14 protein-coding genes are annotated in these 13,359 nt (G+C 49.7%); 4 read left to right on the forward strand and 10 right to left on the reverse strand.

The window, feature by feature from the left end; genetic code table 11:
- The first annotated feature begins 482 nt into the window (after positions 1-482).
- Positions 483-1,403, forward strand: a complete 921-nt coding sequence (locus ACYVB1_RS11710) for a DMT family transporter (RefSeq protein ID WP_460923770.1) — start codon at positions 483-485, stop codon at positions 1,401-1,403.
- Positions 1,404-1,512: 109 nt separating this feature from the next.
- Here ACYVB1_RS11710 and ACYVB1_RS11715 read toward each other — a convergent pair whose 3' ends face one another.
- The 10 genes from ACYVB1_RS11715 to ACYVB1_RS11760 all read right to left on the reverse strand — a co-directional run bounded on the left by ACYVB1_RS11715 (position 1,513) and on the right by ACYVB1_RS11760 (position 10,430).
- Positions 1,513-2,760 carry an MFS transporter gene (locus ACYVB1_RS11715; RefSeq protein ID WP_460923771.1) on the reverse strand — a complete coding sequence of 416 codons (1,248 nt, stop codon included), beginning with the start codon at positions 2,758-2,760 and terminating at the stop codon, positions 1,513-1,515.
- A 200-nt stretch (positions 2,761-2,960) separates the two neighbouring features.
- Positions 2,961-3,287: a rhodanese-like domain-containing protein gene (locus ACYVB1_RS11720; RefSeq protein WP_460923773.1), complete on the reverse strand. Its 327-nt coding sequence runs from the start codon at positions 3,285-3,287 to the stop codon at positions 2,961-2,963.
- 108 nt (positions 3,288-3,395) lie between these two features.
- Positions 3,396-4,241: a sulfite exporter TauE/SafE family protein gene (locus ACYVB1_RS11725; RefSeq protein ID WP_460923775.1), complete on the reverse strand. Its 846-nt coding sequence runs from the start codon at positions 4,239-4,241 to the stop codon at positions 3,396-3,398.
- A 268-nt stretch (positions 4,242-4,509) separates the two neighbouring features.
- Positions 4,510-4,923 carry a YeeE/YedE family protein gene (locus tag ACYVB1_RS11730; RefSeq protein WP_460923776.1) on the reverse strand — a complete coding sequence of 138 codons (414 nt, stop codon included), beginning with the start codon at positions 4,921-4,923 and terminating at the stop codon, positions 4,510-4,512.
- Between the two features lie 13 nt (positions 4,924-4,936).
- Positions 4,937-5,512 (reverse strand): YeeE/YedE family protein, encoded by a 576-nt coding sequence (locus tag ACYVB1_RS11735; RefSeq protein ID WP_460923778.1) that lies wholly within the window; start codon positions 5,510-5,512, stop codon positions 4,937-4,939.
- A gap of 248 nt (positions 5,513-5,760) precedes the next feature.
- Positions 5,761-6,366, reverse strand: a complete 606-nt coding sequence (locus ACYVB1_RS11740; RefSeq protein WP_460923779.1) for a class I SAM-dependent methyltransferase — start codon at positions 6,364-6,366, stop codon at positions 5,761-5,763.
- Between the two features lie 114 nt (positions 6,367-6,480).
- Entirely contained in the window at positions 6,481-7,821 is a 1,341-nt protein-coding gene (locus ACYVB1_RS11745) for an MBL fold metallo-hydrolase (RefSeq protein WP_460923781.1), read from the reverse strand.
- A gap of 237 nt (positions 7,822-8,058) precedes the next feature.
- Complete coding sequence (locus ACYVB1_RS11750; RefSeq protein ID WP_460923783.1) at positions 8,059-8,709, reverse strand: Crp/Fnr family transcriptional regulator; 651 nt, start codon at positions 8,707-8,709, stop codon at positions 8,059-8,061.
- A 326-nt stretch (positions 8,710-9,035) separates the two neighbouring features.
- Positions 9,036-9,593 (reverse strand): hypothetical protein, encoded by a 558-nt coding sequence (locus tag ACYVB1_RS11755; RefSeq protein ID WP_460923784.1) that lies wholly within the window; start codon positions 9,591-9,593, stop codon positions 9,036-9,038.
- Positions 9,594-9,659: 66 nt separating this feature from the next.
- Positions 9,660-10,430, reverse strand: coding sequence for a hypothetical protein (locus tag ACYVB1_RS11760; protein ID WP_460923785.1), 771 nt, complete (start codon positions 10,428-10,430; stop codon positions 9,660-9,662).
- Positions 10,431-10,682: 252 nt separating this feature from the next.
- Here ACYVB1_RS11760 and ACYVB1_RS11765 point away from each other — a divergent pair, with 252 nt between their 5' ends.
- The 3 genes from ACYVB1_RS11765 (at position 10,683) to ACYVB1_RS11775 (ending at position 13,078) form a co-directional block, all read left to right on the forward strand.
- Positions 10,683-11,069: a DUF302 domain-containing protein gene (locus tag ACYVB1_RS11765; RefSeq protein WP_460923786.1), complete on the forward strand. Its 387-nt coding sequence runs from the start codon at positions 10,683-10,685 to the stop codon at positions 11,067-11,069.
- Between the two features lie 439 nt (positions 11,070-11,508).
- A complete protein-coding gene (locus ACYVB1_RS11770) occupies positions 11,509-11,937 on the forward strand; it encodes an Arm DNA-binding domain-containing protein (protein ID WP_460923787.1) in 429 nt (142 codons plus the stop codon).
- A 172-nt stretch (positions 11,938-12,109) separates the two neighbouring features.
- Positions 12,110-13,078, forward strand: a complete 969-nt coding sequence (locus ACYVB1_RS11775; protein ID WP_460923788.1) for a hypothetical protein — start codon at positions 12,110-12,112, stop codon at positions 13,076-13,078.
- Positions 13,079-13,359: the final 281 nt, after the last annotated feature.

Raw genomic sequence — 13,359 nt, forward strand, 5'->3', positions numbered from 1 at the left:
TGTTCACAATATCATGAACGGTGTCACCTACTCATCTCTTCATACAAAAATTAGATTTGATTTGTGAGACGGCAAAATGAGACGCCATATAGGCTGCAGAGGCAGGTAGCGCTGTAGATTCCACGATCTTGTCATTCCCACGTTTTGCGGGACAGCACCATTGAATAGGGCTGCGATTCCTACACCGGTACCTTCAGGATGCGATAGGAGGAAAATACCTTTCATGCAGGCACAAGAAGCTGTTGAAGTAGAGGAACACACTGATTTTTGCAAGAAGTCGGCTGTAAATGGTCGTGTCGCTGCCTTTTGTTACCACCTGTTGCTGAGCCGCCGGGGCTCAGAATGGCTATAGAATGATTTAGAAGTAGCCAGATGGGTCATTTAATTAGAAAAGAATTACTTTTTGCAAGGTGAGTTATTTAAATTTGCAGCTATACAGCTATAAAGACTGAACAAGTGCTTATAAGAAAAACCATAATTTTTTGCAATTAAATATCAAACATAAAAACTTCTGGTTAATAATTGGCTTTGTGTTCTTTTGGAACTCAGGATTTATTGCCGCTGAGTATGGTTTGCATTATACCGGAACATTTACCTTGTTGTTCTATCGCTACCTGGCTTTAACAGTGCTTGTTTTCCTTTACTTAAATGTTACGAATCATTTTTATTGGGTTGGATGGCGTTATGCCTGGCAGCAAATGTTGATTGGTGTACTTGCGCATGGGGTTTGGCTTTCGTGCGCACTCCTTGCCATTGATTATGGCGTACCGGCCGGAATTGTGGCACTTGTAGTTGCGCTGCAGCCATTAGCAACAGGAGCCCTGTCCGGTGTGGTGGTTGGAGAGCCAACACCTTGGAACCGATGGCTGGGTTTGTTTATTGGGTTTACAGGTGTGGCTATTCCTGTCGTTTTTCGGATAAACTTTCATGATTCTTCTGAGGTTTTCGCGTGGTTAATTCCATTGGGCTCGGTCATTGCTATAACAGCCGCTAGTCTTTTTCAGCGTAAAATCAGCCTAAAAAAAGACTATGTGAATGTTCCTATAGGTTTATCACTTTTTTACCAAGGCCTGGCAACAACTTTAGCCTTGATTGTGCCAGCAGTTGTAGGTGAGAAGTTATCAGTTGAATGGAATCCTGTTTTTGTTATGGCATTAATTTGGCTCACATTATGCGTTTCACTCGGCGCTTATACCCTGATGTGGATTTTGATTGACCGCCTTGATGCCACAAAAGTCGCTTCTCTGTTTTACCTGGGGCCGCCGGTTACAATGCTCATGGCATGGATGGCCTTTGGCGACAAAGTGCAAATGATAGATTTAACAGGACTAGCTCTTGTATTTGTGGGTGTTTTCCTGACATACCTGAAATATCCTGCATCATCAAATCGTAATGATAAATGAGAAAAACCAATTTCTTAAGGCAGACTTTGAATTAGCACTTGCATTGACAGTCATTCCATTCCTGTTCCAACCATGGTTCTGGTCATGTGAAGTTAATCTATTACACTCCCTAGCACAAGTGGGGAGCACACGTTTTGCTTTGCCAGAGCATTTTCTTTGTGCAACACATTCTCACTTCGGATAGTACGCCTGCGCCAACTGTAAGCAGGGCAGTCCCAAGCAACACGGCTTCCAAACCAAACAAGTCACTGAACACACCCGCTGCCACGGCCCCTGCCACATAGCCGAAGTCGCGCCAGAACCGGAAGATACCCAGGCTCTGCGGACGCTGGTTTGGGTGCGTATTTTCGGCCACCACCGAAAGGAAGTTCGGGTACACCAGGGCCGTTCCGGCACCGAGCACAACAAGTGCTGTTACCAGTAGAGGGTAAGAACCGGCAATAAGTAAAAGCGCAATAGCCATTCCCTGTAGCAGCATGCCCAAGGTAAGCAGTTGCTTTTTGCAGTACATGTCCCCAAGCTTTCCTGTCAACAGCTGCCCCAGTCCCCACACCACAGGGTAAATACCTGCCAGCAAACCAATCTCTGCCAGTGAGTAGCCCTTTGTGGCCAGCAAGACCGGCAGCAGGCCCCACAGCATCCCGTCGTTCAGGTTGTTCACAAAACCATTGAGCGTGACAGAGCCCAGGTTAGCATGGCGCCAGGTCGTGTCTTTCCAGATGCTGCCTAGTAAGGGAATACTGGTTTGCGCTGCCTCCACCTTTACGTGTCCGTGCGTGTCACGGAGGAAGAAGATAGTCAGCAGCAAGCCCGCTATAGAAAAACCGATGCCCGGCACGAACGCATACGTGACCTCTCCCGTGGCGGAGGCAATGTACCCCGCCAGAAACGCCACCAGCCCCACGGCCAGGTAACCGGCGAACTCATTGATGCCCATCGCCAAGCCACGGTTCCTCTCCCCGACCAGGTCTATTTTCATCACCACCGTCGCCGACCAGGCAAGTCCCTGGTTTAGCCCCAGCAGCAGGTTGGCAAAGATAACCCACCCCCAACTGTCCGCATACAGCAACAGCCACGGTACCGGCAGTGCAAACAGCCAGCCTGTGAGCAGCAACTGCTTGCGGGTATACCTTGTCGCCAGGCGGCCCATCATGAGATTGGCGATGGACTTGGCAAGACCGAAAGCTACGATAAAGGAAAGAAGCGCCGTATGCCCGCTGATGCCAAAAACGGATTCGGCAAAGTCCGGGATAACGGAGCGCTCCAAGCCTACCATCGCACCCACAAATCCGTTGATGAGCACCAGCAGCCAGAACTGTGCTGCGTTCTCTTTCAAGCCCAATTTCGTTTCTTCCATCTTTCCTATTATCTAACAATTCCAGGTAAATACCGGTAGCGCAGGAGAGCGGCCACTTGACACCGATAGCCACTAAAAACGGATTGGTTGCCAAACCTCCTGCGTATCTTTTGCTTAACAGGTAACGCGGGTAGCCTTCTGGGTTCAACCGAAGGCTACCCGCGCTGAATCAGGTCTCCTGTTATACGCTGTCGCTTTATTTAGCGTGGCCAGGACCCCACGCCACCGGCTAGGTTGTAGGCCTTAAAGCCCTGGTCTGAGAGCATCTGACAAGCCGAGCCGCTCCGGTTGCCACTGCGGCAGAACACATAGTACTCCTTGTCCTTGTCCAGCGTCTTTAGTGCCGACTGAAACTGAGAAGAGGTAACGTCCAGGTTCTTGGCTCCTTTAATGGTGCCCGCGCTGAATTCCCCGGCAGTCCGCACGTCCAGCAGCTCGGCCTTCGGTGAATCTTGATACTTTGATTTGAATGTGCTCCCGTCCAGGTCTTCGTAGTTCTTGGGAGCGGATTTAAAAATATTGCACATGGCTTTTATCTCTTTATTTGGTTTAAAACTCAATACTCTACAAAGGTACGCGCTGTCAGGCCCCCGTTCAGTGACATTAGTTACACAGCAGGGACGCATGCTCCGCTATTAAAAGAACAGCTCTTTTCCGATGATGTAAACGCCCATCACCAGCACAAACCAGCCGAAGGCCGTCTTGAGCCTGTCTGCCTGCACCTTCGTGGACAGGAAAGACCCCAGGAAGATGCCGACAATGGAGAGCGATGAGAATACACCCAGGAAGGCCCAGTCTATCTCGTAGTTGTAGATGTCGCCGATAAACCCGAACAGTGACTTTGCCGCGATGATAAGCAGGGAAGTACCCACTGCCAGCTTCATATCCAGCTTGCTGAAGAGCACCAGCGCCGGGATGATCAGGAAACCGCCCCCTGCCCCCACCAGGCCCGTCAGCGTGCCCACTACGGCCCCTTCGGCCAGAATGCCGCCATAGTTGAACTTCGGCTCTTCAGCTTTCACTGGCTTACGGTTTTCGTCTACTATGTCCTGGTCTATGTTCTCGTCGGCAGTGCCGTTTGACTTTTTGTCTTGCCTGATCATGCTGATGGAGGCAAAGACCATGAGTCCCGCAAACAGCAGCATGAGCATGATTCCCTTTGTTACTTCAAAGCCGCCAATCGTGAAGATGCTCTCCGGGATGGCCGGCACAATGTAGCGGCGCGTGGCATAGACCGCCACAATGGAGGGAAGCCCGAAAACCAGCGCTGTCTTGAGGCTGACCAGTCCTCTTTTGTAAAATTTATAGCTCCCTACCAGGCTGGTGAGCCCTACGATAAAGAGCGAGTAGGCTGTTGAGATGACAGGGCTCAGGCCCAGCAGGTAAACCAGGGCCGGTACCGTCAAGATAGAGCCTCCCCCGCCAATGAGCCCCAGTGAAAGCCCGATAACCAGGGCCGCGATGTATCCTAAAATTTCCATTCTCTGTGTTGTCTTATTTTGTGATACAAAGGTAGAGAAGCCTGCAGGCGGGTACAGTGACTTATATCACACAGGAAAGAAGAGGGACTGAACCCGCCTGCAGGGTAAAACCAGTGGATACTATACACTTTCGGCAGGAAGGGTGAGGTTGTTCCCCTAGTGACTTAAAACAAAACAAAGGCCTCCGTGTCACGGGAGGCCAAAAGAATACGACAGGTGCTGACTGCCTCATGAAACGAACTTAAAACCTTTATAAAAAAAGCTTCCCCTAATGAGGAAGCCTTTTTCTAAGAATACCATAGGCCATCGTGCCCAGGATGGCGCTAAACAGCACCACCAGAATCACGCTGTACCCATTCCCAATGAGCGTGTAAATCGGCCCGGGGCAGGCACCTGTCATGGCCCATCCCAGGCCGAAGATGGTGCCGCCAAAGAGGTAGCGGGGAATGCTCATGTTCTTGGGCGAAAACGTAATGGGGTCACCGGTAGTCGAGCGGAGCTTGTATTTCTTGATGAGGGCCACGCTTAACATCCCCAGGATGACGGCTGACCCGATGATGCCGTACATGTGGAAGGAGTCGAAGCGGAACATCTCATAGATTCTGTACCAGGAGATGGCCTGCGACTTGGTCATAATGATACCAAACAAGGTACCGATTGACAGATAGGTTAAAAACTTCATGTTGTCTTTCGCTTTAAAGTGTAAGAATAACTGGGAGCAGCAGGTAGGTCATGATAAGGCCCCCGATAAAGAAGCCTATCACGGCAATCAGCGAAGGGACCTGCAGGTTGCTCAGGCCACTGATGGCATGCCCAGAGGTACACCCCCCCGCATAGCGTGCCCCGAAACCAATGAGGAACCCACCGATGACCAGCATCACGAAGCCCCGCAGCGTAAAAAGGCTCTCCCAGCTGAAGATTTCCTCCGGCAGGTAGTCTGCCCCCGGATTGCTGATGCCAAGCTCCTGGAGCTTCATCACTGTGTCCTGCGCAAGCGGAATCGGCTCAGGCTGCTGCAGCCAGGTAGAGGCGATAAACCCGCCGATGACGGCGCCTAAAACGAAAATGAGGTTCCAGACCTGTTTTCTCCAGTCAAAGTCAAAGAAGTCACTCACCCTGCCCCCTCCCCCAATGGCGCAGGTTGTCCTCAGGGTGTCCGATACGCCAAAGCTCTTGCCGACAAACAGCAGCAGCACCATCGTCAAGGCGATTAACGGACCCGCCACATACCAGGGCCACGGTTGGCTCATCCATTCAATTAAACTTTCCATTCTTTGATATTGGTTTTAATGTGCTTATATGATTAATATCTGCTCTTCATTCAGATACCTGTAAATGTTGATACAAAGGTAGCGCATGCCCTGATGCGCCACAGTGACATTTATCACACTCAAAAGCCTGCAGCTTCATGTCCGGTAGGTGTATCAGCCTTACTGGATAGACACCCGCAGTGCTTCACCCTCATCTATGTAGCATAAAGGAGCTGTGGATATCAAGGGTTTCCCTGACCATGTAAGGCTCAAAGCCTTTTTCTGGCAAACAACCGGGAGATATATCCTGTCCCGGCATGGCCGCTGCCTTCCCTCAACAAGACTTCTCCTTCAAGGTTTTCCAGGACTTCCCATTCCGGGAAATCTTGCACCAGCATCCCGCGTGTGTAAAGCATTTCTTTATCCTGCGGGCCGCCGGATGAATATTCCAGCTGCTTTGGATGAAATCCTTCTATTATCAGATACCCTCCTGGCTTCACGGAAGCAGCAACTTTCTCGTGAGCCTCCACACGCAAAGCAGGGGGTAAATGAAAGAATATCAGCGCTGCAGCATCATAATACGCTTCCCCGTAGTGAAAATCCTCTGCTTTACTATGGTGGTAATTTAGCTGCAGGCCCAGACCTTCCGCCTTCTGCAGGGCATGCCTTACTGCCACCCTGCTCGCATCAAAGGCGGTCACCTGCCAGCCTTGCTGTGCTGCATAGACAGCCTGCCTCCCCTCCCCTTCTCCGGGTATCAGCAAGCGTCCCGGCCGGAGTTGATTTATCTTCTCCTGGAAGTACTGGTTGGGGGATGCCCCATACAGGTCCGGAGACTGGGTATACCGGTTATCCCAAAAATTATGGTCCTTCATAGCCTGTTTAGCTTTATCGTCAGGTGGCCTACAGCCTCCAGCTGGCAGGAGGATGAGTACCTGTCAGCTGTAAAAGAAGGAGGCGCTTCTAATAAGCGCCTCCTTCAAAACCCCCTATTTGTTTTTTAACGCTGTCACTGCTTCACTCATATCCAGCACTTTTACCGGGAGCATGCCTTCCAGAATACTGCTTCCGGCTGCAGAACGGTATCCTCCGGCACAGTGTACCACCACGGGCTTGTCTGTCGGAATCTCTTTGGCTCGTTCCCTTAGCTCTGGCAAAGGAATGTTGATGGCTTCATCAAAGAACATACCGGCCTTTGTCTCACTGCTGTTGCGGATGTCAACCACGGTAAAGCCGTTCTCTTCAGCCTTGAAAGTCTCTTTGTCGAAAGCCTCGCTTGCTTTACCGCCTTCCTTGTCATACACAATGGCCCCCTCCACTAACAGTTCATAACCTATCTTAGCGGCTTTCTCCATTAGCTGGTTCAAGGCTTCTTCTGACGCTGCGACTAAGTAGTACTTTTCGTCTGGCCCCACGATGCTGCCCAGCCAGGTCTCGAACTTATCTCCGTTCTGGATATTGATGGCACCTGCTATATGGCCTTTTTTAAACTGCTCCTGTGGCCGTCCGTCCACTACCAGAATACCCGCCTCAGGCACCGCGTTCTTCTCCAGGATTCTTACCCCTTGCAGGGACTCCCGGTAAGCCGGCGCCCCTTTTTTGTTCAGGTCCACATCATAGCCAAAGTACTTCGGGATGAAAGGCTGGTCCTCTGTAATCATTTTCACAAAAGCCTCCTCGCTCATCTCCTGCAGGGCAGGGTTCCCGAACTTCTCCGCGCCAATGGTGCTGCTGTTAGCCTCGCTCAGCCCCTTTCCGCAGAGGGTGCCTGCGCCGTGGGCTGGAAGCACCTCCACGTCATCGCCCAGCTTCATCAGTTTTTCACGGGTGCTGTGGTACATCTGCCGGGCCAGCTCTTCCCTTTTCGCTGTGATGTTGCCCGCACTCTCCCGCAGGTCCGGGCGTCCTACGTCACCGATGAAAAGCGTATCGCCCGTGAACACTGCCTTGTCTTTTTCCTCGTGCTCCAGCACAACGCTGATGCCGTCCGGGGAGTGACCGGGCGTGTGCAAGGACCTGAGCTTTATTTTACCCAGTTCCAGCACAGCGCCCTCATCAAAGGCCTGGTGCGGGTAGTCTGCCCCTACCAGGCTGTGGGCGTAAATCGTGGCGCCGGTCTGCTGGTGTATCTCCAGGTGCGAGCTCACAAAATCCGCGTGCGGGTGCGTCTCTATCACCCCCACGATTTTTGCGTTGCTTGCCGCTGCATAGTCATAGTAGGGCTGCGGATCGCGGGCAGGGTCTATGAGTACTATTTCCCGTTCGCATTCACTGAGCACAGCATAAGAGTAGTGCGCCAGTCCCTTGTCTTCAAATTGCTTTATTTTCATGTTCGTATCGTTTTCCGTTTGCTTGAATTTATGATACAAAGGTAGGTACCATACAAGGCAATGTCTGTGACTCTTGTCACATTGGGGCTCACGCTCCCTTTTGTCGCACTTAGGAAAAACAGGAAATTATTAACAGGAAACTATTATGAGGGACGGTTACCGGAAGAAGACCTTTACAGATCCTTACGAAAGGAGCTTAAGCCCCTTGTTTATAGTCCAGTATAAACAGAGGCCGACTTAGCGGGAAAGGTTCTCGAGGAATTGTTCCAGATCATCGCGCACAAAGATTTTGTTTCTTTCCAGCTCCACCAGCTTGCGGTTCTCCAGTTGCTTGAGCAGCCTGGAGATAACCTCCCGGGAGGTGCCCAACTCACTGGCGATTTCCTGGTGTGTCACTGACAGTTCCAGCGTCTTCAACTGCTTTGACTTAACCACCAGGTACCGCAGCAGACGCTCATCCATTTTCCTGAAGGCCACGTCATCAATGGCCCTCAGCATCTCCTGAAAGCGCTTCTGGTAGGTCATGGCGACAAAGTCCTTCCACTGGCGAAACTCATTCGTCCACTCCTCATGCTTCCGGACAGGAACTCCCAACACCCTTGTTCTTTCCTCCGCCACTGCCTTGATGTCGCTGGGATTTGACGTACTGCAACAGGTCAGGGAAACGGCACAGGTGTCCCCGCCTCCGATGTAGTAGAGCAGCAGCTCATGCCCTTCCTCATCGGTCCGCATCACTTTAACAGACCCCTCCAGGATGATGGGCACCATCTTAACATACTGCCCCGGCTCAATAATGGCCTGCCCAGGCTCAAACTCCTGAATTTTGCCGTTCTTTTCTATCTCTTCAAGCAAAACAGGATCTGTGATAAGTGGAAGTTCAATAGGCATATAAATGAAGCTTAGTCAGATATTTTGTTTACTACTTCCAGGTTCTCTTAACCCGTAATAAAGTCACTGTTAAAAGCACCAGCCTGACGGATTTGGAGGTTTTCAGCCTTCCAAACAGCCGATGAGGACATGTGTGCCAGGTTAGCCCGCTGCAACACCCCCAGAAAGTGGCACTTCTTTTCTTTTAACGGTAAAAAGCAGGCAGAGACTGATTTTTATCCCGTACTCCAGAACCGGCGTAGCCAACAAAGTCTACGCTTTAACCGGGACCTGTCTGTGACTTCTGTCACACAGGCAGAGAAAGAACACGCTGCTGTCCCGCTGCTTTAAAAGGAAACCTGCGTCACGAAGTTTACTTGTTGGTAGTTCGTGCTGTAGAACATCCTGCTTACAGGCACCTCCACTCCCGGTGATACTTTTGCCACGTACAATAGCCGAAACACGAGGCCCTGCAGCGGACGGTAAGAAGGCCTGTAGTTCAGGTCAAGCACTGCACTCCAGTAGGACACGCTGCCGTACTTGTTGTGGGCATAGTCACCGATTTCAGGCAACCAGGCCCTGGCAATGGAGAGTTCAGAGAAGAGGCTCGGTGTCCAGTTATTTCTGCCTTTCAGCACCAGCAAGTCAGCTGTCCCGGTACCTTCCAGGCGACCTCTTGGAAGCGTGGCGAAGAACTGCTCCCGCCCCCATTCCCTTGGAAAGGTGAACCGTCCGCTGCCGCCCGTGTGCAGATAATTGAGGGATAGCCGCCAGCTGCTTTTCCTGTAGTTCAGGGTAGCACCGGCCAGCCAGCCTTGCTGGTCAGGGAAGTACGCCGTGTCTGCGCTGCTGTGCCCCCCGTTTCCCACCTGGAACTGGTGCAGTGCCTCAACCCCAACGTCCATGTGTTCGCCTGCGGGCACGGACAACCTGGCATAGCCGGTATTTGAGACATTCTCAATCCAGTAGTTTCATGCCTGCCCCTGTACTTTTCCGGGTGCACCTGCCCCAAGTCCAGCTATGGCTACTCCTTTCGTTTCCACTTTGTGCCGGTACCGGGAAGGTGTTCCATCCACGTTCACTCCTACAGCGTACAACCCAATCGTGTGGCTTGCCTTTTGCCATTCCACCACGCTCCTGGGAGAGAAATGATCCAGCCATGCCAACGTCAGAAGCGTGTGTTTCCGAATAGGCACCTGCAGCTGCGCCCCCTGCGCCGTGTAGGGTTTCATGCGGGTGTCCTGCGGGTTGATAAGCGGGGAAGCAAAGCCGAACCTGCCTATCTTAGCGCGTAACCTTTTAGAGCTGTATTCCAGGTAAGCCGATTCCAGCCTGTCCAGGTTGTCTTTGTTTCCAGGATCCTCCACGTCAAACAGTTCCACCTCTGTAACAGGATACTTATTGGCGACTGGGTCCCTCCCACTCAGGTTGCTGGAAAAGGCGTTGTAGGTGAATATGCCGGAAATGCCCACGCTAAACCCATGAAAAGAAGCTGTCCGGATGCCTACCTCTGCGCCGATAGCATTGGCATAGTGGTCAGAGAGTTGCCCGTAGTTCCAGGTGGCCATAAAGTAATTACGTACATGCCCGTGCAGCTCGCTCTTTGCAAAAAACTCCTGTATGCTCCTAACTTCAGAGGTGTCGGCGCTGCCCGCACGGAGATGCTCCTGCCCCAGCACTGCCAGTGGGAGGATGCATGTTATAGCGATAAATAAAGATGCTAATAGCCGTTTTAAGTACATAGTGGCATGAGGCATGAAGTGAAAGCACTACCTGCCTGTGATGCTTTCATCCCAGAGCAGGTATCATCTGCAAAGGAAGGTGATGGAGGCGGCGCATACAGTGACTTTTGTTACACTGGCAGGCTGCATGCTTTTATAACCCTGCAGGAGCAAGGGCCCATGCTGTTCCTGCAGCCGATAAATGTATTTACTGGTGCGTAAACACGCGCATCATCTTCTCGTAGTAAAGGAAACACCGTTGATATTTTCGCTATGAACTACCACATCACCAAAAAAGTAAACTACAGTTACCAGGATGCATTAGAGAAGACCAGAGCCGCTCTTGGCAACGAGGGCTTCGGCGTGATATCAGAGATTGATCTCAAAGAGAAGTTCAAGGAAAAGCTCGATGTGGATTTCAGGGAGTATAAAATCCTGGGTGCCTGTAATCCGAAGCTTGCCTATGAGGCAATCGGGCAGGAAGATAAAATCGGCGTGATGCTGCCCTGCAACGTGCTGGTGCAGGAACATGAGAACGGAGAGGTGGAGGTAACCGCTATCAACCCAATGGAATCCATGTCAGCCATAGGCAATGCTGACTTAGAAGCCATAGCCAAAGAAGTGAGCCAGAAACTTGAAAAGGTCATTGAAAGCATATAGGCTCAAAACCGTTTGTAGGTTACCCATTGAGACCTTCGCTCCAAAATCACTGATTCGACGCTCCTTTTAATTTATTATCCTATCTCTGAAGAATAGCTTGGTTAAGCTTTATAAGGAGATGGTTGGAAAGGCTCCCCATAACACCTTTTTGATAAATAGGCTATTGTAGAAGAGGGTGTTTATTGCCCCTCTCCCATCTGCAGATACTTATCCACAGCTTCCAAATCTTTGTGGATATGGTTCGATAATTCAATACTAAGGTCTACAATTCAAATACTGAATTCAGCTAAAAGCCTGCAAACTTACTGTTTGCAGGCTTTTGCTTTTTAGAGGCTTTTCGAATCTTTTAGCTTCTCCCGAAATAAAGAGAACGATTCAGTGAGTCATTTCATCAGTTTTATTTACTCACCGAATCACGCATAACATTCTGAAGCACAAGATGTACACCTCCTGTACATCTTGTGTCAGTTCGGCTGCAAGGCTATCTTGTCTAACCTTTAAGCCGCAAAGCCATGAGCAAGCGCATCAGAGTCCTCTTCTACCTCAAAAAGCCAAAGAAATATTCCTCCGGCCCTGTGCCTATCTACCTCGCATCACCATTGCAGGAAAACGGGCAGAGATCTCCACAGGAAGGGAGTGCAAGCCAAACAGGTGGAACTTCTCCTCGGGCAGGGTCTCAGGCACAAAAGAAACCATTATTTCTTTTAATACCTACCTTTACACATTACAGGCGAAGGTCTTTGAGGCCCACCGCCTCCTGCTTGAGTCTGGGGAGAATATCACAGCCGAGAGCGTGAAAGCAAAATTCATTGGGAAGGAAGAAGTAGTACGGCAAATTCCAAGTGATACACTTGATGCCCCGCCCTGAGAAGCCCCCGGTCCCCACGACCCGGGGGGGCTTCTCGTGGAAATTTTATCACGAATTGACCTAACACCTTATATTTTAAGAACATTTAATGAAATTATAAAATCTTTGGATTTAATTTAACGTATATTTTTTTGTACTTATACCAATCCTCAAACTTTATAAACTCATTCCTATGAAAGGACTTATATTATTACTCTGCCTAATAGGGGGATCCTTTGCGTCCCATGGCCAAGACTCTAAGCAAGATGCTGAAACCGCGGCGAAAGATTATGCTAACAATACACTAAATATAGATCGTAATTTAAAAACAAACCTATATGTACAAGATGGCATAATCCATCTTTTTATGTTTGAAGATGGCAGTTTGATTTTGGTGGGCTACCCTACGACTGCCACAGATAAAAATACGTTTCAGGTTCACCTCTTCCACTCAAGCAACAATACAGATCCCTACTTTTTTGCCGCTGAAGGAGATTATCAGCCAACTTTGTATATAGATGGAGGCGTTGCGGCATTAACACCTGTTATAAAAAGGCAAGACTTTCCTATCGTCGGTCCCTTTACCGATGAGGTAACATTCACAATAAGGCGTGTTACAGGAGGAGTTGCTACTACATTAGACACACATACAGTAAAGATTTCAAAAACAATTCACGCAAGCGTTGGTACTGGTTTTGTTTTTTCTACATTAAAAAATCCAACCAACGTAAAGGTAATTCCACTCAATAATGATGCTGGTGAATCCACCCTTCTAGCTGACAATCCGCAAGGAAACGCTACGTTAGCACTTATGGCAACTCTATATCCGTGGGGCAGAAATAGTCTAATGATGCCGGGCTGGAAGAGCCTTAGAGATAGAGCTGGCATAGTTGTGGGCACCACAATTGCCTCAAGCGATAAGAATTTTGAAAATCTCTATTTAGGTCTTCAATATGATTTTGCGATAGGCGGTTCTATCGTGTTCGGTGCAGACATCGCTGAAAGGCAAAAAATTAGAGGGGTAGATTATGATAAGTTCGAATTTGGCAAAACCGTATTCACTGGAGAACTCGATGAAAAACTATATCAGGAAGTCGGGATAGGTTTTTTCGTCGGGGTGCAGGTAGATAGTCGCATCTTCGCAAAAATGCTCGGTAATTAAAATTCATCTATATGCAATATCCTTCTATGATCAAGAGAATTTTGCTGCCAGTAATTTTGCTGGCGATGCTGAGTGGCTGCGAATGGATAAGGAGAATCACTTCCAAACCAGATAATAATAGCGGCCAAACCCAACCGATCCAAACTCAAGTTTGGCAAGACACCCTTAGCCAATCAACTAGGCTGTGTCTGATGAATCAAACGAAAGACCCTGTTAGCTTGTTAGTAAGTCATGAGACGATACGAGTTAACTGACGAACAGTGGGAGAAGATATCGCCTTT

The organism is Pontibacter brevis (genome assembly GCF_054779655.1).